Annotated in this window: 16 protein-coding genes; 8 read left to right on the top strand and 8 right to left on the bottom strand. The window is 70.2% G+C overall.

From position 1 onward, the window contains the following. Positions 1-75: 75 nt before the first annotated feature. Positions 76-1,368 (top strand): hypothetical protein, encoded by a 1,293-nt coding sequence (locus ACTWQA_RS24120; RefSeq protein ID WP_443161384.1) that lies wholly within the window; start codon positions 76-78, stop codon positions 1,366-1,368. A gap of 34 nt (positions 1,369-1,402) precedes the next feature. Next, complete coding sequence (locus ACTWQA_RS24125) at positions 1,403-2,515, top strand: hypothetical protein (RefSeq protein ID WP_443161385.1); 1,113 nt, start codon at positions 1,403-1,405, stop codon at positions 2,513-2,515. A gap of 66 nt (positions 2,516-2,581) precedes the next feature. Here the strand turns inward: ACTWQA_RS24125 and ACTWQA_RS24130 are convergent, their stop codons facing one another. Beyond that, complete coding sequence (locus ACTWQA_RS24130; RefSeq protein ID WP_443161386.1) at positions 2,582-3,502, bottom strand: CHRD domain-containing protein; 921 nt, start codon at positions 3,500-3,502, stop codon at positions 2,582-2,584. A gap of 204 nt (positions 3,503-3,706) precedes the next feature. Between ACTWQA_RS24130 and ACTWQA_RS24135 the strand changes: the two genes are divergently transcribed. Continuing rightward, positions 3,707-4,987, top strand: a complete 1,281-nt coding sequence (locus tag ACTWQA_RS24135) for a DUF1996 domain-containing protein (protein ID WP_443161387.1) — start codon at positions 3,707-3,709, stop codon at positions 4,985-4,987. A gap of 315 nt (positions 4,988-5,302) precedes the next feature. Here the strand turns inward: ACTWQA_RS24135 and guaA are convergent, their stop codons facing one another. Then, positions 5,303-6,850: a glutamine-hydrolyzing GMP synthase gene (gene guaA / locus ACTWQA_RS24140; protein ID WP_305924474.1), complete on the bottom strand. Its 1,548-nt coding sequence runs from the start codon at positions 6,848-6,850 to the stop codon at positions 5,303-5,305. Positions 6,851-6,948: 98 nt separating this feature from the next. On the opposite strand from guaA, the gene ACTWQA_RS24145 reads away from it, so the two are divergent. Next, positions 6,949-7,899, top strand: a complete 951-nt coding sequence (locus tag ACTWQA_RS24145; RefSeq protein ID WP_443161388.1) for a hypothetical protein — start codon at positions 6,949-6,951, stop codon at positions 7,897-7,899. Here ACTWQA_RS24145 and ACTWQA_RS24150 read toward each other — a convergent pair. After that, entirely contained in the window at positions 7,890-8,711 is an 822-nt protein-coding gene (locus ACTWQA_RS24150) for an SDR family NAD(P)-dependent oxidoreductase (RefSeq protein ID WP_443161389.1), read from the bottom strand. The two genes, ACTWQA_RS24145 and ACTWQA_RS24150, sit on opposite strands and share 10 nt — an antisense overlap. 10 nt (positions 8,712-8,721) lie before the next feature. Beyond that, positions 8,722-10,212, bottom strand: a complete 1,491-nt coding sequence (locus ACTWQA_RS24155; protein ID WP_443161390.1) for a DUF885 family protein — start codon at positions 10,210-10,212, stop codon at positions 8,722-8,724. 78 nt (positions 10,213-10,290) lie between these two features. On the opposite strand from ACTWQA_RS24155, the gene ACTWQA_RS24160 reads away from it, so the two are divergent. Further along, complete coding sequence (locus ACTWQA_RS24160; protein ID WP_443161391.1) at positions 10,291-11,034, top strand: GNAT family N-acetyltransferase; 744 nt, start codon at positions 10,291-10,293, stop codon at positions 11,032-11,034. Here ACTWQA_RS24160 and ACTWQA_RS24165 read toward each other — a convergent pair. Continuing rightward, entirely contained in the window at positions 11,031-12,116 is a 1,086-nt protein-coding gene (locus ACTWQA_RS24165) for a PLP-dependent cysteine synthase family protein (protein WP_443161392.1), read from the bottom strand. The genes ACTWQA_RS24160 and ACTWQA_RS24165 overlap by 4 nt on opposite strands. 58 nt (positions 12,117-12,174) lie before the next feature. Beyond that, positions 12,175-12,921: an MBL fold metallo-hydrolase gene (locus ACTWQA_RS24170; RefSeq protein WP_443161393.1), complete on the bottom strand. Its 747-nt coding sequence runs from the start codon at positions 12,919-12,921 to the stop codon at positions 12,175-12,177. A 252-nt stretch (positions 12,922-13,173) separates the two neighbouring features. Here ACTWQA_RS24170 and ACTWQA_RS24175 point away from each other — a divergent pair, with 252 nt between their 5' ends. From ACTWQA_RS24175 to ACTWQA_RS24185, 3 genes are all read left to right on the top strand, one after another. After that, entirely contained in the window at positions 13,174-15,450 is a 2,277-nt protein-coding gene (locus ACTWQA_RS24175) for a protein kinase domain-containing protein (RefSeq protein ID WP_443161394.1), read from the top strand. Between the two features lie 31 nt (positions 15,451-15,481). Continuing rightward, on the top strand, positions 15,482-17,410 hold the full coding sequence (locus ACTWQA_RS24180; RefSeq protein WP_443161395.1) for a beta-propeller domain-containing protein: 1,929 nt from the start codon (positions 15,482-15,484) through the stop codon (positions 17,408-17,410). 106 nt (positions 17,411-17,516) lie between these two features. Continuing rightward, positions 17,517-18,764 (top strand): S8 family serine peptidase, encoded by a 1,248-nt coding sequence (locus tag ACTWQA_RS24185; protein ID WP_443161396.1) that lies wholly within the window; start codon positions 17,517-17,519, stop codon positions 18,762-18,764. 60 nt (positions 18,765-18,824) lie between these two features. On the opposite strand, the gene ACTWQA_RS24190 is transcribed toward ACTWQA_RS24185, so the two are convergent. Together ACTWQA_RS24190 and ACTWQA_RS24195 are read right to left on the bottom strand one after the other, a co-directional pair. After that, positions 18,825-20,555: a glycerol-3-phosphate dehydrogenase/oxidase gene (locus ACTWQA_RS24190; protein ID WP_305924464.1), complete on the bottom strand. Its 1,731-nt coding sequence runs from the start codon at positions 20,553-20,555 to the stop codon at positions 18,825-18,827. A gap of 79 nt (positions 20,556-20,634) precedes the next feature. Further along, on the bottom strand, positions 20,635-21,405 hold the full coding sequence (locus ACTWQA_RS24195) for a DeoR/GlpR family DNA-binding transcription regulator (RefSeq protein WP_443161397.1): 771 nt from the start codon (positions 21,403-21,405) through the stop codon (positions 20,635-20,637). Between the last annotated feature and the right edge of the window lie 109 nt (positions 21,406-21,514).

The raw sequence follows: 21,514 nt of genomic DNA on the forward strand, positions 1-21,514 counted from the left end.
CCGGCGGTGATGTCGGTTGCGATGGTTCTGGTCACAGCCGCAGCGCCGGCGTCGGCATCGGCGCGGCAGGATCCCGTGTCGCACGGCACCAACAACGTGTTCGGGAACCCCACACCCGAAGTCGTCCTGCCCGAGAACCAGGCCACACTCCAGCGGCAGTTCGACATCGAGATGGTCAACGTCGCCGGCGGGGCGATCACCCATGTCGGCGCCGCCGGGCAGCGCACGCGGATCGGGTCGGTGGAACGACCCGCGACGCGGCCGATGGCCGCCGGGGACGGGTTCTGGGCGTCGAAGTACTCCCGTGCGGTGAACGGGGGCGGCGGACATGTCCTGGCGGCCTCGGTCTACGTGCTGCGGCTCAAGGCCGGGCCGGACCGGGTGTACGACCCGCGCTTCTACGGCACCTGGCGGCCGGGCGACCCGCAGGACTGGCGTACGAGCCTGATCAACATCCGCCCCGACAGGTACCACGAGGCCGACAGCGGCCGCTGGCAGGCCGACACCATCTACACCGACATCGTCGGCGGGACGGGCATCTTCGGCGGTGCGAGCTCGCCGCCGGTCGGCTCTCCCTTCACCTACTACGACGAGGCCGCCCGGCAGTGGCGGCCCGTCACCGCCTACTTCGCCGGCGACTACACCAAGCCGCCGCCGCGCAAGCTGCGGTTCACCGTCTACAAGCCCGTCACGCAGCACGGATCACCCTCCTCCATCGAGTTCGAGAACTGGGCGGCGGGTGACACCGTCGCCGGCGTCGAGCACCCCGCCAACGGCCGCGTCCTGCTGGGCTACCCGGGCCGCGAACCGGTCCATATCGCCGACGTCCTGCAGCGAGTCACGGGCGTGGGCCGGTTCGGCGGCACCGAGTTCGCCCACGCCGGCCAGGTCGACACCAACCATCCCGGCGCCCTCACACTGTCGACCTCGCCGTACGCCGGGTTCAGCCACGACGAGAACGTGCGCGGCGGCCTGCAGATCGTGCCGGCCAACCACGTGAAGTGGCTGAGCCACCGGCTCGGGCAGAACTCGTTCATCGGCCTGCCGCAGTGGCTGATCGTCGGCCCCACCGGAGCGGACAAGGCGCTGCTGGACCGCCGGGTTCCCTATCTGGTGGACGGGCAACTGTCCGTCTTCCCCGGCTGGGAGGCGATCGCCCCGATCTTCGGCATGTACGTCAGGACGGCGTACGACGCGGCGGATCCGGACCGCGGCACCCGTTTCACGGTCTCCACCGACTACGGGCGCACTTGGCGGTCCAGTCCGGAACTGGTCGGCGTGCGCGACCCGTCGAACTGCGCGGACACCTCCTGCGTGCAGAACTGGACGAACATCCGCCTCCACCTCCGCTACCCCGCGGGCCCTTGACGCGCGGTAGGAACCTTCTCCTGAGGTAACCGATATGAGAACCACCAGGGCGGCTTTTGCCGCCGCCGTCGTGATCGCGCAAGCTGCTTGGGCGGCCGGGACCGCGCACGCCGCCGCGGATCCGCTGCAGCCGGCCGCGGCCTGCCCGACCAGCGGCGAGGTATACCGGATCTTCATGGCCGCAGACGGGTCCGACGCCGCCGACGGCTGCACGCGCTCAACCGCGGTGGCGAGCCTCGCTCGGGTACAGGCCCTGCTCAAGGCGGCCGCCCCAGGAAAGGACGTCGAGGTCCGCATCGCCCGGGGCACCTACCGGCAGACCAGTCAGGTGTCGTGGGACCACTACGTGCCAGGCCACGCCATCTCCTTCCTGCCCACCGGCTACACGCCCGGCAACGGCAGGCCGGCCGACGGCGTGCCGATCTTCGACGGGGGCGGCGCCGCCGGGTGGTGGTTCAAGGCCACGCTGCCGAGCGGACATCCGGGCGGCGCCACCATGCTGCGGTTTTACTACCTGCAGGTGCAGAACTACGCCAACGGGCTCCAGATCGTCGGCGGGTTGACCACGTCTGGCGGGCGGCGCCTGCCCGCCACCAAGGGAGCCAACAAGAACATCATCTGGGGCATGACCTTCACCAGGCTCGGCAACAAGCACGCACCGCAGACCGCCGGTACCGCGGCGCTGTCGCTGGCCAACTCGAAGGGCAACCGGGTCGAGGCCAGCCATTTCAAGCAGCTGGAGAACACGGGCTCCGAGGGCAAGCTCATGCATGGCGTCTACCTGGAGACCCACAGCAATGGGAACACGGTGACGCGGAACCGGTTCGAGCTGGTCAGCGGCGACGCGACGCGGGCACGCAACGACAGCAACGGCAATCGCCTCTTCGACAACACCTTCCGCAGGACCGGGGTGCGCGGCGCGTACGAGGAGTGGTTCTGCCATCCCACGACCGGGTGCGACCGGCCGGCCTCCCAGGAGTGCGCATCACACGGGAACGTCTTCTACTCCAATGACATCGGCGCCGCCTACGACGGCGGCACGCTGCCGGACTGGAGCCTGATGCCGCCGGGCAACCGCTTCGCCGGCGACCACCCCGGCTGCACCAACGAGGGCCAGCCGAGACTCCGGACATGGAGCAACACGTGACAGCGGCCTAGCGACACCCCGCCGGCCTGAGCGGCGAGGCGTCTCGGCGTCGGGTTCGGGAGATCTCTACCAGCCGCCCCTGTGGAGCTGGCCGCGGACCGCACCGCCGGGGAACTCGGCGTTGTGCAGGTTGGCGTACCAATTCTTGGGGTTGTTCTTGATGCGGAAGGCCACCTGGGAGGGAGCGGTGGCGGTGCCGGCCAGGCCGTTCACGCCGGCCGGCAGGCCCTTCTCGGCGGCGAAGAACGGCACGGCCACGGGGCCGTTCTTGCCCTTGGGCGCGCGATGGATGTGGGCGGCGGTCGGCGCGGCGACGCGGTTCCAGGCGGTGGCGAAGTGCACCTTGGTGCCCTTCACCCAGACGAGCCAGGCGGCGCGCCCGTCCGGGTCGCCGACCTTCATGCCGGGCGCCGGCACCTCCTGGTCGCCGTCGGCCACCGCGGTGAGCGTGCTGCGATTCCCGACGGCCAGCACTGACTCGAGCACCACCGGCCGGACCCGGTGCAACTGCGCGCGTACGGCGCCGCCGGGGAACTCGCCGGTGTGCAGGTTGGCGTACCAGCCCATGGGGTTGTGCATGATCCTGTTGAGCAGCCCGAGGTCCTTGACGTAGACGGTCCCCTTGATCGCGCTGAGCGAGGCGGGCAACGCCTGACCGAAGAACGGGATCCGGACGTCGCCGTTCTGGCCGGCGTCGCCCCGGTGGATATGGAAGCCGGTCGGCGGGGCGACTTTGTGCCAGCGGATGGCGTAGTCGACGCGGTTGCCATGGATGCGGAACACGGCGATCGCACTGCCGTTGCCGTCACCGACCTTCATGCCCGGCGCGGGCACTTCGTTCTTGCCGTAGAGCTTCGCCGCGAAGTACATCGGGGTGCTCGACTCGACCTGGGCGGCGGCCGGGCTGAGGGAGGCGTTGATCAGCCCAGTGGAGATCAACGCCGTGGCGAGCGCGAGGCCGGGGACGGTGAGGATGCGCTTCGTCATGATCGACCCTTTCGAGGCCTCACGAGGTGAAGCCCCCATAGCGGAGGTGACGCAGGGTGGTACGCCCCGCGTCGTCCGCTGGGTTCAATCCGGAAATGTGGATAAATACGCATTCGAGCCCGGCCACGGCCGGATGAACCCTTCGGTTTGCGGCGCCGTACCTCTCGAAGATCGGACTATCCCGACACCAGAAGGAGGGGCCGCATGCGGATTCCATCGGGGGGAAGACGATTCGGACCGTGGTTGGGGGCCGCTTGCGGGAGCATCGCGCTCGCCCTGTCGGGCTCCCCGGCGTTCGCACACGCCGGCACGGCCGCAGCACAGAGCATCGTCTGCCCAAGCGTCGCGGACAAACTTCCCCAAATACCAGCCACCGCCCAGGCCGAAGTCGACCGCAACCTCGCCCTCCTGGACAAACAACTCCAGGAGGCCAACGACCGACTAGCCCGCTCCGTCGGCCAAGGAGGCCCCAACTTCGTCCAGAACGCCATCCTCGGCCCCCTCGCCTCCAAGCGAGGCGCCACCATCGACCGCATCGCCATCGCCATCGGCCGCACCGCCCAACGCCCCACCGGCCTCGACAACCTGGCCAACTGCACCCTCGGCGATGCAGGGAACGCCGCGCTGTCGGCCGCCGACTTCGTCGACATCCAGCAGGTTGCCGCCTCCGAGCAACCGGAGCCGAGTGAGAGCGGCTCGACCGGCACGTTCGTCTCTCGATGCGGCACGAGCAGCGAGGGCCACAGCAACAACGACAACGTCATCACAGCCCCCGGCGTGAGTAACGGGACCCAGGCCCAGTACGACTACGTCGGCAACATGTCCACCGACGCCGTCTCCACCAACGAGAGCCTTTCCGACGCGGACACCACCTGCCGCAACCAAGCCGATCAGTCGGCCTACTTCTGGCCGACCCTGCGCGTACTCGGCGCCGAGACGGACGCGGACGCCACCGGCACGGCCATACAGCCGTCGTCGGTGCGACTGGAATACCGCGGCAACGCGACCTCCGAGGTCACCGCGCCACCGCAGTTCCTCAGGATGCTCGCCGGCGACGCCAGAGCCGCGACCAACGGCGGCGCCGAAGCCCGCCCGACGTGGACCTGTACGGGCTTCACCGACCGCCTGACCGACAAGTACCCTATCTGCCCCTCCGGCAGCGACCTGGTCCGCGTCTTCGACATGCCGAGTTGCTGGGACGGCGAGAACCTCGACAGCGCCGACCACCGCACCCACCTCACCTTCCCCGACGAGGAGGGGGCCTGCCCGAGCGGCACCGAGGCCGTGCCGCAACTGCGCCTGACGCTGACGTACGACGACGTCCCCACCACCGAGCCCGAGGGCACGGACATCCCGTTCGCCGTGGACAGCTTCGCCAGCGAAGGGAACAGCCCGAACACCGACCACGCCGGCGCCGTCGTCGTGATGTCGGAGCAGCTCATGGACAAGGTCGTGCAGTGCATCAACGGCGGCAGGAACTGCTGACCCAGTAGGCACCCGCCTGCCGACGGCCGGACAGCACCTACTGGAGCGAGTCCGGCCGTCCCTACGCGCTACCGCATGCGTAGATCAAGAGATCACCCCATGTCCCCGGCTCCACAGTGCCCAGCGGACGAGATGGTCATGTTCGCCCGCAGGGAGATCGGCGAACTCACGGAGGCGATAGACGCCGCGATCGACGCGCACCCCTTTACCGGTGTCGACGTGGTAGTGCCGCGCTTGGTAGGCATAGCCGTCCTCCGATGGCCTGGGCTGCGGCGAAGTAGCCACGCTGGTGGGCTGTCGAGAGTTCGGCTTACGTCACTCCCACTCGATGGTGCCCGGGGGCTTGCTGGTCACGTCGACGACGACCCGGTTGATCTCCCGGACCTCGTTGGTGATCCGGGTCGAGATCCGCGACAACACGTCGTACGGCACCCGCGCCCAGTCCGCCGTCATCGCGTCCTCCGAGGTGACCGGCCGCAGCACCACCGGGTGGCCGTACGTGCGCCCGTCCCCCTGCACGCCCACCGACCGCACCTCGGCCAGCAGCACCACTGGGCACTGCCAGATCTGGCGGTCGAGGCCGGCCCGCGAGAGCTCCTCGCGGGCGATCGCGTCGGCCTCGCGCAGCAGGGCCAGGCGTTCGCGGGTCACCTCGCCGACGATCCGGATGCCGAGGCCGGGGCCGGGGAACGGCTGGCGCCAGACCATGGCGGCGGGCAGGCCGAGCTCCTCGCCCGCCCGGCGCACCTCGTCCTTGAACAGCGCGCGCAGCGGCTCCACCAGCTTGAACTGCAGGTCCTCCGGCAGTCCTCCGACGTTGTGGTGGGACTTGATGTTGGCGGTGCCGGTGCCGCCGCCCGACTCGACCACGTCGGGGTAGAGCGTGCCCTGGACCAGGAAGTCCACGGGGCCGTCGGCCATGATGGCGCGCTGCTCGTCCTCGAAGACGCGAATGAACTCGCGCCCGATGATCTTGCGCTTCTCCTCGGGGTCGGTGACCCCGTCCAGCGCCTTGAGGAAGCGGTCGGAGGCGTCGACCACCCGCAGCTTGACGCCGGTGGCGGCCACGAAGTCGCGCTCGACCTGCTCCGCCTCGCCCTTGCGCAGCAGGCCGTGGTCGACGAACACGCAGGTCAGGCGGTCGCCGATGGCCCGCTGCACGATCGCGGCGGCCACCGCCGAGTCCACGCCGCCCGACAGCGCGCAGATGGCGCGGCCCTCGCCGACCTGGCGGCGTACGGCCTCGACGGACTCCTCGACGATGTTGAGCATCGTCCAGGTCGGGCGGCAACCGGCCGCGTCGAGGAAGTGCTTGAGCACCACCTGGCCGTGCTCGGAGTGCAGGACCTCGGGGTGGAACTGCACACCGTAGAGGCCGCGCTCGACGTGCTCGAAGGCGGCGACCGGGGTCTCGCGCGTCGAGGCGGTCACCCGGAAGCCCTCGGGCGCGGCGGCGACGCTGTCACCGTGCGACATCCAGACCTTCTGGCTGGCCGGCAGGCCGGCGAAGATGATGCCCTCGTCGAGCACCTCCAGCGCGGTGCCGCCGTATTCGGCCACGCCCGTGCGGGCCACCTCGCCGCCGAGCGCCTGCGCCATGGCCTGGAAGCCGTAGCAGATGCCGAACGTGGGCACGCCCGTCTCGAACAACCCATGCGGCACGGGCGGCGCGCCCTCGGCGTAGACCGAGGAGGGACCGCCGGAGAGGATGATCGCCTTGGGATTCTTGGCCATCATCTCCTCGACGGGCATCGTCGACGGGACGATCTCGGAGTAGACGTGGCACTCGCGCACCCGCCTGGCGATGAGCTGTGCGTACTGCGCGCCGAAGTCGACCACCAGCACTGTGTCGAATTCAGACACCGTGAGAACCCCCCCAAAGGCGAAATGCGGTACCCCCAGTCTATCGGCCCCGAATATTGCGCCTGGCCTGCCGGGGAGACTCGTGCTAACACAGAAAGATGGATCTTGTCTGGCCGGTGGCCGCGTGGGCCGTGTGGGTCGCCGCGCTGGCCGCCGCCTTCAAGGTGTCCAGCCGCGAGCGGCCGCCGAAGGCGCCTCCTGCGCGGGACGCGCCTCAGCCCGTGGTGGAGCTTCTGCGCGACATGCGGGCGCAGGAGGTGTTCCATGCGGCGCTGTTCGAGCTGGCCGGGCGCGGGTGGGCGACGGTCGAGGGGGACCGTCTTGCGTTGACAACCCCACGGCGGGAGCCGCTGCTGCCGTACGAGCGCTGGGTGCTGGATCGGGTGGCCGCCCGGATGAAAGGGGCGGCGGACGCGCCGGTCGTCGCGCTCATGCCGGACGGCGACGATCTGGAGCGCGCGTTCATGCCACTGGTCCGGCAGAGTGCGATCGATCTCGGTCTGGCGCGGCGGCGCTGGCCCACCATGATCGTGCCGGTCCTCCTGGCGGCCGCGCTCGTCGTCCCCTGGTACGCCACCATCACCAGGTCAGGGGTGTCGTGGGCCGGCGGGATCGCGACGATGGTGTCGTTCGTGGCGGGGATAAGCCTGCTCATGGGCGGGCGGGGATTCCTCCCGACCGCGCGCGGCCGGGAGATCGCCGGGCCTGAGGCCGCGCCCCTCAACCCCGAGCAGGAGTGGATCTTCACAGGCAGCGGCTGGCACGGTGTGGAGATCGAACCCGCCGAAGCCGCCTGGCCGGGCCACAAGCGGCAGGAGGTCACCGGCCACGTCGTCAAGCGGTGGGTCCACGTCGAGTCGGGCGGCGAGCACGGGTCGCGGCGGGACTACTACATCGCGCTGCACGACGGCAGCTCCGACAAGGCCACGGCGTTCCGCGTGGAGCAGGGTGTCTACAAGGACGTGCTGCCGGGCGACGCGGTCCGGCTGGTCGTCAAGCCGCGCAGCGGCATCGTGGTCAGGGTGCTCGCCCACGAGCGTCACTGGTAGGACGGCAGGTTTCCAGTCAGCAGGGTCTCGGTCTGCAGGCGCAGCCTGGCGGCGTATTTGGGATCGCTCAGCACCAGGAACCGCTCCTCGCGGATGGCCTGCACGGCCAGATCAGCGACCTCGGACGGCTCGATGCCGCCCGCCGCGGCCCTGCCGACCTGCTCAAGCGCCTCCACCTCGTCCTGGGTGGGGCTGCCGGCCAGAACGGACGGGCGTACGCGCTCGGACTCGGCGATCCGCGTCCTGACCGCCCCCGGGCAGAGGGCGGTCACCCGGAGCTTGGCGCCCACGGTGGCCAGGTCCTGGGCGAGCGCTTGGGAGGCGGCCAGGGCGGCGTGCTTGCTGAGCGCGTAACCACCCGACCCGGAGACGGCGAACAACCCCGCCACCGACACCGTGTTGACGATGTGCCCCTCGGTGTCCTGTTCGATCATGCGCGGCACGAACGCGTGGACGGCGTGCAGCACACCCCACAGATTGACGCCCAGCAGCCAGGCGAAGTCCTCCTCGCCGCGGGTCCACATGTGGCCGCCCTGGAAGACGCCGGCGTTGTTGCAGAGCACGTGCACGGCCCCGAGCTCGCCGAAGCAACGATTGGCCAGGTGGGCGACGGCGGCCGCGTCGGAGACGTCGGTGATCTGCGTGAGCACCTTGCCGTCCCCGGCCAGCGCGGCGGTCTCCGCGACCCCGCCGTGGTCGACGTCGGCCAGCATGAGCGTCATGCCCTCGGCCGCTAACCGCAGGGCCAGGGCCCGGCCGATGCCGCTGGCCGCGCCCGTCACCACCGCAACCTTGCCAACGAGCTCGCGCACGTGATCGACGCTACAGGATCGCGCCGATCAGTCCCAGGGGCGGCGAGCCCAGATCGAACAGCGCCTTGTGGAAGCGCTGCACGGTGAAGCCGGTCCCCCACTCCGTGCGCGCCCGCTCCCGCAGGTCGAGGATGAGCAGCTTGCCCCAGGTGTAGCGGCCGTACGTCGGGTCGAAGGTGGCCCGCCGGGCTTCCGACAGCGCCGCCGGCCCCGCCAGATGCGTGTCCGACTCGAAGCGCCTGGCGCCTTCCTCGACCGTCATCTGCCCGGTGTGCACGCCGATCGCGCAGGCCAGCCGGGTGACGCGGATGAGCGCCTCCACCCACACGCCGATCTCGAAGCGCGGGTCGCCGGCCTCGAACCCCTCCTCGACGCACAACTCCTCGGCGTAGTGCGCCCACCCCTCGATGAAGGCCATCGACTGCAGCAGCCGCCGCACGTCCGACGGCGCCCGGCGCAGCGCTCGGGCGTGCGAGAAGTGTCCCGGCGCCACCTCGTGCACGTTGATCGCCGGCAGCGTCGTGTGGCTGAAGACCTCCAGCCATTCCTCCTGGTCCTGCTCGGGCCAGGAGGGGTCGGGCGGCGTGATGTGGTACCAGGACGGCCCCTCGGGCTCGCCGGGCGAGTTCCAGGCCATCATCGCCATGGCCCAGCGGCGCGACTCGGGCGCGAGACCGACCAGGCACTCGCCGTCGTGGTAGGGCACGAGGTCCTTCTCGCGGGTGAACGCGATGGCCTTCTCGGTGCCCGCTCTGGCCGCCTCGATCACGCCGTCCGCGTCGGGGTGGTCTTTGACGAGCTCACGTACGACGTCCAGCGGCGGTCCCGAACGCCCCAGCCGCGCGCAGGCCTCGGCGAGCAAGCCCATGAGCCGGTCGCGCTCGGCGTCGGCCCGCTCCGCCAGCCGGCCCAGGTCCACCGGCAGGCCCTCGGCGGTGCCCATGAGCCTGGCCAGCACGTCGCCACCGAGCGAGGCGTCGGGCTCGCCCTCCGCCGCGGCCCGCTCCATGTGGGCGACGAGCCTGCCATGCGCTGCCAGCGCCTGCTCGTCCGTGACACCGGCCGCCAGCCCTCTGGCGGCGCCCATCAGGGACTTCGCGACCGGCGCGCTCATCTGGTCGAGCGCGACGATCGCGCCGTCCACGGCGTCCGGCCAGAGCGCGAGATGGGCCGCCTTGGCCGCGGCGCGCTCGGCCTCGGGGCCGTAGTCGCGGTCGTAGCAGGCGAGATCCAAGTTCGACAGGTGCGCCATGGGGTTCTTGCGGTGCAGCTGCAGTTCCCCGAACTGAAACCGCAGGCTCTCCTCGAACACCTCCAGGTGCTCGGCGTCGTGCGGGTCGGCCGGCGCGGCCCCCTCGCCGAGCCGCGCCAGCCCGGCCCGTACGCCGTCGGGCGACAGGTCCTGGATCCGGCCGTCGTACTCGTGCCTGCCGCCGCCCTCGCGCGCCTCGGCCACCATGAGGTCGGTGACCGCCTTCAGCCTGTGATCAAGTTCCGTCATGCCGCCGACGCTAGCGCACGGGTATCGCACCGATAAATCATGCGCTTCCCGGCAAATCATGATGTGAGAATGCTCGGCATGGCCCTCCAGATCACGACCCTCGCCGAGCGCCCGGAGCTCGGGGCGGCGCTGTGGAACATGGACCACACCTGGCCCGAGTTCATGTTCCAGGATCCGATCGCCGATCTTTTCTACCCGTTCGCCGACACGATCTACCCCGAGTACGTGCTCGTGGCCGACGACGACCTCGACCCCGGCCGGCTGGTCGCCAGGGCATGCATGATCCCGTACCGGGCGGACGGGGACGAGCTGCCCGACGACGGCTGGGACGGCGTGGTCCGGCGGGGCTGGCTGGCCCGCCAGCGCGGCACGCGGCCCGACGCCGTCTCGGCCCTGGAGATCACCGTCCACCGTGACCTGCAGGGCAAGGGCCTGTCGTCGATGATGCTCGCGGCGATGCGCGAGCGTGCCGCCCGCCACGGCTTCAGCGAGCTGGTCGCACCGGTCCGGCCCAACATGAAGCACCTCGAACCGCACACCCCGATGAGCGAGTACGCCTACCGCACCCGCGACGACGGCCTGCCGTACGACGGGTGGTTGCGGGTGCACGTACGCGCGGGCGGCAAGATCGTCAAGGTGGCGCCGCGGTCGATGACGATCGCGGGCACGCCGGCGGAATGGCGCATGTGGTCCGGCCTGCCGTTCGACCGCACGGGCGCCGTCGAGGTGCCGGGCGCGCTGAACCCGGTGCACTGCTCGGTGGAGCACGACCACGCCGTTTATGTGGAGCCGAACGTCTGGGTCAGCCACCCGCTGGGCTAAACGGTCGTACGGCGGCGCAGCTCGGCCAGGTGAGGACCGACGTCCAGGCCCTTCCCCACGGCCCACGCGTCATCGTGGTAGGTCGCCAGATGCCGGTCGGCGGCGTCGCCGATCAGCGAGACCACGGTGCCGGTCTCACCTCTCGCGCGCATGCGTTCGACCAGCTCCAACGCTGCCCAGAGAGCGGTGCCCGAGGAGCCGCCCACCGGCAGCCCTGTCACCTCCCTGATGTGCCTGGCCGCCGCCACGCTCGCCGCGTCCGGCACGGGGATGACCAGGTCGACGAGGTCGGGGCGGAAACCGGGCTCGATGCGCGGCCGGCCGATGCCTTCGATGCGCGAGGGCATGCCGGTCGCGTAGTCGGGGGTGTCGAGGGTCCAACCCGGGAAATACGCCGAGTTATCAGGATCCGCCACCGCGACCCGGCACCGGCGTTCCCCGCCACCCGCCGCTTCGTCGCTTGGCACGGGCCTCCCACCGACGCCCGGCGCGGACCCCTCGGCAGAGACCCCTGGAAAGGCGCCGTCGGGGCCGTCGGCTGGGCGGTGGGAGCGTAGCCAGTGGCCGAGGGTGGCGGAGGTCGCACCTGTGCCTGCGCCTGTCACCACCCAGTCCGGGCTCACCTGGCCGAACAACTCCTCCGCCAGGTCGTGCTGCGCCGCCCGCCCGAACTGGTCGAGGAAGTGCCCGTCGATCTGCCGGGCCGCGTCGTAGATCGCCAGCGGCGGCGTCACGAACCTGCACTCCCCGCCCAGCGCCTCCACCGCCCGCGCCCGCGCCTGGCTGCGCTCGCCCGGCATGACCACGACGTACGGCAACCCGAGCCGCTGCGCGAACCACGCCTGCGCAACTGCGGCATTCCCGCCCGTCGCCTCCACCACGGTCGTGCCCTCGACGACCAGCCCATCGAGGATGGCCTGCCGGAACAACGCCCTGGCATGCCGGTGCCTCAGGCTTCCCGTCGGCTGCGCGGACTCGTCCTTCAACAGCAGCCTGATCCCGGGCGCCGGCACCGGGAAGTCGATCAACGGGGTCGGCGGCCCAGCCGCCAGGACGTCCAGCGCTCGCGCGTTCCAGCTCACCGCTCCACCCTGTCAGGCGCTGATCAGGAAGACAGCGCCTGTTCGCCACAGGCGAGCATCACACGTCCAGGTACGTCCGTTCGCCCGGCCCGAGCAGCCGGAGCCGGTCGCCGAACCCCGCGAACGCCTGCTCCACCGTGTCCCTGCCCTGCGTGAAATGCGCCCAGTGCTCGAAGTGCAGCGGCACCACGTACCGGGCCTGGAGGATCTCCGCGGCCGTGACGGCGTCGGCACTCGGCAAGGTGAGGAACCCGTCCACCAGCGGCGTCCGCGCCCCGCCCGCGAACAGCAGTGCCACGTCCACCGGCCCCACCCGCTCCGCGACGGCCCGCACGACGTCGAGCGAGGCGTTGTCCCCGCTCACATAGACGGTCGGCAGCCCCTCCCCGGCGAGCACGAACCCGGTCACCTCCCCCACCAGGTGCTCGGTCCCGTCAGGCCCGTGCTGGGCCGGTACCCCGGTCACCCGCACCACACCACCCACGTCGACGGACGTCCAGTTGGGCAGCCCACGCACAGGCGCGCCCACGCGCTCGGCCGCCGCCCCTGTGGACAACACCAGCGGCGCGGACGCCAGATAGGCGCGCCCGGCTCTGTCCAGGTTGTCCGGATGCTGGTCGTGGGAGAGCAGCACGACGTCCACCGGCCCGACCTCGTCGGCCCCGACGGCGGGACCTGCGGTCTTCGTGAGTACCCTGTTCCCGATCGGGTATTCGCCGGGCGCGTCGAACGTGGGATCGGTCAGCAGCCGCACGCCGCCCAGCTCCAGCACCGCGGTCGGCCCGCCGATATAACGGATTTCCATGAACGTCAACGACACGGCGCCACGCCGGGTTATTCCGCCCGGAGCCCGTCGTCGATCCGCCAGGTCGCCCGGTGGCAGAGCACGCGGAAGCCACCCCGACACATCGTGGCAGCTCAGCGGGGTTTGGCGGCAGTTGACCAAGATGGACGTCCCATGTACCGGCGCTGGACGTCACGTGCATACCAGAGGACATTCTTAAAGCTACCCATGGGTAGTTTTTGCGGATCCGTGCCATAGCGACAGAATCTCTTCATGGCAACCTACGCTGCGCTACGACCCGGAGATCCACAACGGCTGGGGGGCCTGGATCTCCTCGGCAGGCTCGGCGAGGGCGGCCAGGGCGTCGTATATCTCGCCAAAGACCATTCTGGCGGACATGTCGCGGTCAAATGGCTGCGGCCCGACTTGTCCGGCGACCACGCCAGCGTCGAGCGGTTCCTGCGCGAGGTCCAGGTGGCCCAGCAGGTGGCGCCGTTCTGCACCGCCGCCGTCCTGGGCACCGGAGTCGAGCAGGACCGGCCGTACATCATCAGCGAGTTCATCGAGGGGCCCTCGCTGCAGCAGGTGGTGCAGGAGGAGGGCCCGCGCGCGGGCACCGTCCTGCACCGGCTGGCCATCGGCACCGCCACCGCGCTGGCCGCCATTCACCAGGCCGGGATCGTGCACCGCGACTTCAAGCCGGCCAACGTGATCATCGGCGCGGACGGGCCGCGGGTGATCGACTTCGGCATCGCCAGGGCGCTGAACGCCACCTCCACCGTCAGCAGCACGGTCGTGGGCACGCCGTCATACATGCCGCCCGAGCAGATCATGGGGCATACCGTGGGTCCGGCGGCGGACATGTTCGCGTGGGCGAGCACGATGGTGTTCGCCGCCTCGGGGCGGGCGCCGTTCGGCAGCGACACGATGCCCGCCGTGATCAACCGGGTGCTCAACCAGCAGCCGGATCTGGGCGTCCTGGACGGGATGCTGGGTGACGTGGTGGCCGCCTGCCTGAACAAGGATCCGGCCCAGCGGCCCACCGCCGAGCAGGTGATCATGCGCTTGCTGCAGCACCCGGCGCCCAAGCCCGGCATGCTGGCGCAGGCCGCCGCCGAAGCGGCCCCGCAGGCGCCCTTCGCGCCGCCGACCGGACCGCCCTCGGGTCCGCAGCCCGGCCTGCAGCAGGGTCCGCAGCCGGGCCCGCCCTCGGGTCCGCAGGCCGGCCCGCCGTCGAATCCTCAGTCCGTGCCGGTTCCCTATCCCGGCCACTTCCCGCACCCGGCGCCGGCCGCGCATTCCGGGCAGGTCCCGCCGCCTCCCCAGCAGCAGTGGCAGCCGCCGACGCCGCCGCCTCCGTACGGACAGCCGACGTACGCGAGCATGTACAACCCGCCGCCGAAGAAGAGCAAGGCCCCGTTGATCGCCGGCATCACGGTGGCGGTCGCGTTGCTGCTGCTCGCCGGGGTGATCGTGGTCATCCAGATGGACAAGGCGGCGTCGGTGCAGGCGGGACCGTCCGACTCGGCGACGCCCGGTCGCACGCGGACCAGCACCAGTGCCAGCCCCAGCTCTGGCACCGGCACGGACACCAGCGCCAGACCAAGCCCCAACCCGTCGTCCACGGCCGCCGTGCCGCGGACGGGCACCAAGCAGACGCTCCCCGGCAAGGTCTCGCTGTACGAGAACCCGTCCGACGCGATCGTCCTGACCTCCTACGAGATCTTCGACAAGGCCAAAGACGACTGGATCGACTACGCGAGGGGCTCGCTCCGCGGCCCGTTCACCAAATACTCCGGCAACTGGGAGTCCATGGTCTCGCCGGACGGCCGCTACCTGGCCAGCAGGGGCAGACAGTACAGCGACGACGGCTACGACTTCATCTACATCACCGACCGGCAGTCCAGTGAGCGTACGACGATCAAGACCGTCAAGGAACCGCTGATCAGCAGCATCAGGGCCTGGTCGAAGGACGGGTCGAAGATCCTGCTCAACACGGAGCGGAAGACCGGGAAGGACAAGTGGATCTATCTCGGCTTCGTGCTCGTGGACCTGGCCACGAAGGAGGCCACCAAGGTCGACGTGTCCGACTCCTCTGTCCGCGACACGGCCTTCGGCTTCGACGGCGCCGACGAGGGCGTGGTCAACGCCTACGGCAGCGAGAAGAACCGCGGCCTGCGCTTCTTCGACGCCCAGGGCAAGGCCACGCGCTCGATGCCGGGCATCGGCACGCTGTCGGCCGGCACGCAGGACATCTTCTCGCCGTCGGGCAAGACGTTCGTCACCAACTGCCCCAACGGCGGGGACGGCGATCACTGCATCTGGGACGCCGCCTCCGGCGAGCGCCTGCGCAAGTTCTATTCCGACTGCGACAAGGTGCTCGGCTTCTACGACGAGAGCCACCTCTACTGCTGGGAGCAGGACAACGGCCTCAATGACGAGATCCAGGTGATCGACTTCTCCGGCAAGCTGTTGCGCAAGCTGCTGGAGGTGCCCAACAACGTGGACTTCAGCCCCGCCTTCACCATCAACCCGCAGCGGGGCTCCTGAACCATCCGGTAGGGAAAGCCGTGATGAGGTCATGAAGACGCTGATCCGTACGGCCGTGACCGCCGCGGCACTCGTGACGGTGGCGGCCGCCTGCACCTCCTCCACGGGAGAGGCGCCGGTGCCCCCGAAGAAGACGACCCTCGGGGCGGTTCGCCTGGTGGCCTACACCAGCTGCGACGACATGCTGGCGGGCCTGCGGGAGAAGGCGGCGGCGAACGTCGGCCCGTGGGGGTTCGGCGGCGTCATGCCCCTGACGGCGCGGGCGGAGGACACGGCGGCGATCACCCCCAACGCGAAGACGGCCGTGCCCGAGCACTCCACGACCAACGTGCACGAGGCCGGCGTGGACGAGCCCGACCTGGTCAAGACCGACGGCAACCGGGTGATCACCGTGACCGGCGGCACCCTGCGGGTCGTCGACACCGCCACGCGCAAGGTCACCTCGACGCTGAAGCTGACCGAAGGCGACGAGCGCGTCTTCGCCCCCGCCGACCTGCTGCTGTCCGGCGACCGCGCGCTCGTGTTGTTCCGCGGCTACGGCGACATCATGGTCAAGGGGCGCTCGATGGTCCCGCTCGGCGACACCCGTTACGTGCTGGTCGACCTGTCCGGCGAACCGAAGGTCCTCAGCACGGTCAAGCCCCAGGGCACCTACGTGGACGCCAGGATGGTCGGCTCCACCGTCAGGATCGTCACCCGCAGCCAGCCCGAGATCACGCTCCCGCAGCCCAAGGAAGACGCCTCGGAGGCCGAGCGCATCAAGGCGAACCAGGCCGCGGTGCGCCAGGCCCCGATCGACGCCTGGCTCCCGAAGATCGAGATCACGGACGCGGCAGGCGCCGTCAGGAAGGACGCGGTCCGGTGCGAGCGGGTCAGCCACCCCGCCGACTACACCGGCACCTCGCTGCTGACCGTGCACACGCTCGACCTGGCGCAGGGCGTCACCGCGACGGGCACCGACCCGATCAGCCTCGCCGCCGACGGCGACATCGTGTACGGCACCGGCACGAGCCTGTACGTGGCCAGCAACCCGCGCTGGTGGTCGTTCCCGATGCCGATCGAGGACACCCCGGACGCCGCCCCGGCGGAGGAGCCCACCCCCGAAGAGCCGAAGCCGACCCCCACGATCCCGCCGGAGGAGACCGAGATCCACCGGTTCGACGTCGCTTCCCCTGGACCGCCCTCCTACGTGGCCTCCGGCAAGGTCAACGGCAGGCTGCTGAACCAATACTCGATGTCCGAGCACGACGGCCACCTCCGCGTCGCCACCACGCTCACCTCGGCTGACGGCAAGAACAGCTCCAGCACCGTCCACGTCCTGAAGGCCGACACCTTGGCCAAGAGCGGCGAGGTCGGCGGGCTCGGCGAGGGTGAGCGCATCTACTCGGTCAGGTTCATCGGGCCGATCGGCTACTGCGTCACGTTCAAGCAGGTAGACCCCCTCTACACGCTCGACCTGCGGGACCCGGCGGCCCCCAAGGTGACCGGCGAGCTGAAGATCACCGGCTACTCGGCATACCTGCACCCCGGCGGTGAGGGCCGGCTGATCGGCATCGGGCAGGAGGCGAGCGAGCAGGGCAGGACGCTCGGCACCCAGGTGTCGTTGTTCGACGTCAGCGACCCCGCCAGCCCGCGCCGGCTGTCGCAGCTGTTCCAGAAGGACTCAGGGTCGGAGGCCGAGTGGGATCCGCACGCGTTCCTGTACTGGCCGAAGACGGGCCTGTCGGTGATCCCGCTGACCCAGCAGACCGAGTCGGGCGCACTCGTCCTCAAGATCGATGACTCGGGTGTGTCGAAACTGGGCATGATCAAGCACCCTGTCCAGGAGGGCCAGGACTACCAGCCCGGCATCCAGCGCTCGATGGTCATCGGCGAGACGATCTGGACCTTCTCGCAGGAGGGCATCCAGGTCAACGACGCCGCGACGCTCGTCTCACAAGCCTGGATACCGCTTCGTTAAGCCACCAAGAGGTGTCGGTTCGTGACGAACCGGCACCTTTTTTATGGACTTTTCCAGACAAATGATGAAAGCTTTACTGACAGCTCCCTGTCGAGGAAGGGCTTTCATGCGACCACTCACCCCCCTGCTCGCATTGCTCATCGGCGCTCTGGCGTTACCCCTGACGCCCATCCCCGTCTCTGCCACCGCACCGGACGGCACGTACATCGTCCAGCTCAACCCGGCGATGCGGGCGCCCCGCGGCGCCGCCCAGGACCAGGTGTCCCAGCACGGCGGCCAGCTCATCGGCGTCTACGAGCACGCCTTCAAGGGCTACACCGCCCGCCTGAGCGCGGCCGCCGCCGAGCAGCTCAAGCGCAACCCGAACGTGCTCAGCGTCGAGCCCGACGCCGAGGTCACCGCCTTCCCGCAGACCACGCCCACCGGCGTACGGCGGATCTTCGGCCCCGACAACCCGAACCTCGACATCGACGGCACCGACGACGTCCGCATCGACGTGGACGTGGCCGTCGTGGACACCGGCGTCGACTACACCCACCCCGACCTCAACGTGGTGGCGCGCACCAACTGCGTGAACGGCCTCTGCCGCGACAACAACGGCACTGACGACAACGGCCACGGCTCGCACGTCGCGGGCACTGTGGGAGCCATCGACAACGCGATCGGCCCGGTCGGCGTCGCGCCCGGCGCCCGGATCCACGGTGTGAAGGTGCTCAACGCGTCCGGTTCCGGCACCCTGTCCGGGATCGCCGCCGGCATCGACTGGGTGGTGGCGCGCGCGTCCACCATCGAGGTCATCAACCTCAGCCTGGGCTGCAACGGCTGCTCCAGCAGCGCGATCAGCAATGCGATCGCGAACGCGGTCAACCGCGGCGTCGTGGTCGTCGTGGCCGCCGGCAACAGCCACGCGAACACCTCGACCTTCTTCCCCGCCAACCACCCCGACGTGGTCACCGTCTCGGCCCTGACCGACAACGACGGCCTGCCCGGCGGCGCCGGCGGCAGCACGCTGTCGTGCCGCAGCGAGACCGACCAGGACGACACCTCGGCGTTCTACTCCAACTACGGCGCCGCCGTCGAGATCACCGCGCCGGGCACCTGCATCTACTCGACGTGGCGGAACGGCGGCTACAACACGATCAGCGGCACCTCGATGGCCTCGCCGCACGTGGCGGGCGCGGCCGGCATCCTCACCTCGGGTGCCCGCAAGCCGACGACCAGGGCGGGCTCGCTGGCCGTACGCAGCACACTGATCGCCACGGGCAACTCCAACTGGACCGATGACTCGGGCGACGGCGTCAAGGAGCCGCTGCTCGACGTGCACGACGCCACGCGCTACCCGCCCCCGGCGTAGCAGTGTCAGCGGGCGGCCTCCGGGCCGCCCGCACCGAGCGGCCTGGACGGTCGGTCATGCTCACTCCGGTGCGACCACGGGGACGATCTCGGGCGCGCCGAGCCTGGTCGCGTCCGCCTCCTGGTCGGAGTCCTGCTCCTGGGAGCGACGCTCGGCTTCCACGCGCTTGGTGTAGTACTCCACCTCCCTCTTGACCTGCTCCCCGTCCCAGCCGAGCGGCCCGGCCAGCAGCTCGGCCGCCTCCTGCGCCACGCCCTGGCCGCGGTGGAAGGTCTCGATGGAGATGTGCGTACGCCGGGTCAGCACGTCGTTGAGATGCCTGGCGCCCTCGTGGGTGGCGGCGTAGACGATCTCGGCACGCAGGTAGTCGTCGGCCCCGGTCAGCGGCCTGGCCAGCGACGGGTCCCCTTCGATCAGCTCCAGCACCTCGTCGATCAGCGACCCGTACCGCTGGAGCAGGTGCTCGATCCTGGCCACGTGCAGGGACGAGCTCTGGGCGAGCCGATATCTGGAGTTCCACAACGCCTGGTAACCCTCGGCGCCGGCGAGCGGGATGCGGTCGGTGCACGAGCGCGGCACCCGCTGGTCGAGCCCATGCGCCACGGCGTCCACGGCGTCGCGCGCCATGACCCGGTAGGTCGTGTATTTCCCTCCCGCGATCATCACCAGCCCCGGCACCGGGTGCGCCACCACGTGCTCTCGGGACAGCTTGGAGGTCTCGTCGGACTCGCCCGACAGCAGCGGCCGCAGCCCGGCGTAGACGCCCTCGACGTCGTCGCGGGTCAGCGGGACCGACAGCACGGCGTTCACATGGTCGAGCAGGTAGTCGATGTCCGCCCGGGAGGCCGCGGGGTGGACCTTGTCCAGCGTCCACTCGGTGTCGGTGGTGCCGATGATCCAGTGGCGGCCCCACGGGATCACGAACAACACCGACTTCTCGGTACGCAGGATGATCCCGGTCAGCGAGTGGATCCGGTCGCGCGGCACGACCAGGTGGATGCCTTTGGACGCGCGGACGTGGATCTGGCCCCGCCCGCCCACCAGCTCCTGGATGTCGTCGGTCCAGACGCCGGTGGCGTTGACCACCTGCTGGGCGCGCACCTCCAGCTCCTCGCCGCACTCCAGGTCCCGCACCCGCACGCCGGTGACCCGCTCCCCCTCCCGCAGGAACCCCACGACCTGCGACCGGGGCGCGACGAGAGCGCCGTACGTGGCCGCCGTGCGCAGCGTCGTCATCACGTAACGCGCGTCGTCCACCTGGGCGTCCCAGTACTGCACGGCGCCGGTGAAGGCGGCCCTCTTCAGCGCCGGGGCCAGCCGCAGCGCCCGCGACCTGGACAGGTGCCGATGGCCGGGGACGCCGCGGCTGAGCCCGGAGGCGAATCCGAGCGTGTCGTAGAGCGCCACCCCGGCGCCCACGTAGGGGCGCTCCCAGCCGAAATGGGTCATCGGGAAGAGGAACGGCACCGGCCTGACCAGGTGAGGCGCGATCCGCTGCAGCAGGAGCGCGCGTTCCTGGAGCGCCTCGCGTACGAGCTCGAAGTTGAGCTGCTCCAGGTAGCGCAGGCCCCCGTGGATGAGCTTGGAGGAGCGTGATGAGGTGCCCGAAGCGAAGTCCCTGGCCTCGACCAGCGCGACATCGAGGCCGCGGGTCGCGGCGTCGAGCGCGATCCCCGCGCCGACGATACCGCCGCCGACCACGACCACGTCGAGCTCCCGCGCGGCCATGTCCTCCAGTGCCGCGGCGCGCTCCGCGGGCCCGAGCCGCGCCACGCTCCTTCCCGACGTCATAGCTCCCCCTATCGCCTGCGCTCCATACCTACCCAAGCCCGGCCCCATACGACCCCTGCCTCCGGCGAGGGGGCCGCTGTCACGCGCGTACGACCTTGACGCCGGCGTCGGAGAGCTGCCCGGCGAGGGCGTCAGACAGCTGCGCGTCGGTGACGAGCGTGTCGATCTGGTTGATGGGGCAGATGCGGGAGAACGCCCGTTTACCGATCTTCGAGGAGTCGGCCACCACGACCACCTGGGCGGCCCGGCTGATCATCAGGTGGTTGACGCTGGCCTCGCCCTCGTGGTGCGCCGACGCGCCCAGCTCGACGTCGAGCCCGTCCACGCCGAGGAAGGCCACGTCCAGCGTCACCTGCTCCAGCACGCCGGACGCCAGCGGCCCGATGAGCTCGTACGACTGCTGCCTGGCCACCCCGCCCGTCACCACGATCTTGACGTGCCGGCGTACGGTGAGCTCCGCGGCGATGTTGAGCGCGTTCGTGACGATCGTGAAGCCGCTCTCCAGCGTGGACAGCGTGGCGAGGGTGCGCGCCAGCTCGGAAGTGGTCGTGCCGCCGTTGAGCCCCACCACGGCCCCCGGCGTGACCAGCTCGGCCGCCGCGCTCGCAATGCGGTGCTTCTCGTCGGCGTGCCTGGCTGTCTTGTAGCGCAGCGGCAGGTCATAGCTCACGCTCTGCGCGACCGCCCCGCCCCGCGTGCGCATGAGCATCTGCTGCTGGGCCAGCTGGTCGAAGTCCCGCCTGATCGTCGCGGTGGAGACGTCGAGCGCCTCGGCGGCCTCCTCGACCGACAGCCTGCCCTCCTGGGCCAGCAGCTCGAGGATGGCGTTCCAGCGGTCGTAGCGGGACACGAGGCCTCCTAGCGGATGTGGTCAGCAGCAAGCGTGGCACACCACCGCAGCCCGAGCCACTACTGCACATTGCTGCGCTTTTCTGCTATAAATAGTGCAGAAACAATCA

It is taken from the genome of Nonomuraea sp. 10N515B (genome assembly GCF_052245915.1).
In the GTDB taxonomy this organism is placed as follows: Bacteria; Actinomycetota; Actinomycetes; order Streptosporangiales; family Streptosporangiaceae; genus Nonomuraea.

What these genes read in the sequence shown, in the direction of transcription:
- ACTWQA_RS24125 (WP_443161385.1), top strand. Translation starts at nt 1,403, where the DNA reads ATGAGAACCACCAGGGCGGCTTTTGCCGCCGCCGTCGTGATCGCGCAA.
- ACTWQA_RS24130 (WP_443161386.1), bottom strand. Translation starts at nt 3,502, where the DNA reads ATGACGAAGCGCATCCTCACCGTCCCCGGCCTCGCGCTCGCCACGGCG.
- ACTWQA_RS24135 (WP_443161387.1), top strand. Translation starts at nt 3,707, where the DNA reads ATGCGGATTCCATCGGGGGGAAGACGATTCGGACCGTGGTTGGGGGCC.
- ACTWQA_RS24145 (WP_443161388.1), top strand. Translation starts at nt 6,949, where the DNA reads ATGGATCTTGTCTGGCCGGTGGCCGCGTGGGCCGTGTGGGTCGCCGCG.
- ACTWQA_RS24155 (WP_443161390.1), bottom strand. Translation starts at nt 10,212, where the DNA reads ATGACGGAACTTGATCACAGGCTGAAGGCGGTCACCGACCTCATGGTG.
- ACTWQA_RS24160 (WP_443161391.1), top strand. Translation starts at nt 10,291, where the DNA reads ATGGCCCTCCAGATCACGACCCTCGCCGAGCGCCCGGAGCTCGGGGCG.
- ACTWQA_RS24170 (WP_443161393.1), bottom strand. Translation starts at nt 12,921, where the DNA reads ATGGAAATCCGTTATATCGGCGGGCCGACCGCGGTGCTGGAGCTGGGC.
- ACTWQA_RS24175 (WP_443161394.1), top strand. Translation starts at nt 13,174, where the DNA reads ATGGCAACCTACGCTGCGCTACGACCCGGAGATCCACAACGGCTGGGG.
- ACTWQA_RS24180 (WP_443161395.1), top strand. Translation starts at nt 15,482, where the DNA reads ATGAAGACGCTGATCCGTACGGCCGTGACCGCCGCGGCACTCGTGACG.
- ACTWQA_RS24185 (WP_443161396.1), top strand. Translation starts at nt 17,517, where the DNA reads ATGCGACCACTCACCCCCCTGCTCGCATTGCTCATCGGCGCTCTGGCG.
- ACTWQA_RS24190 (WP_305924464.1), bottom strand. Translation starts at nt 20,555, where the DNA reads ATGACGTCGGGAAGGAGCGTGGCGCGGCTCGGGCCCGCGGAGCGCGCC.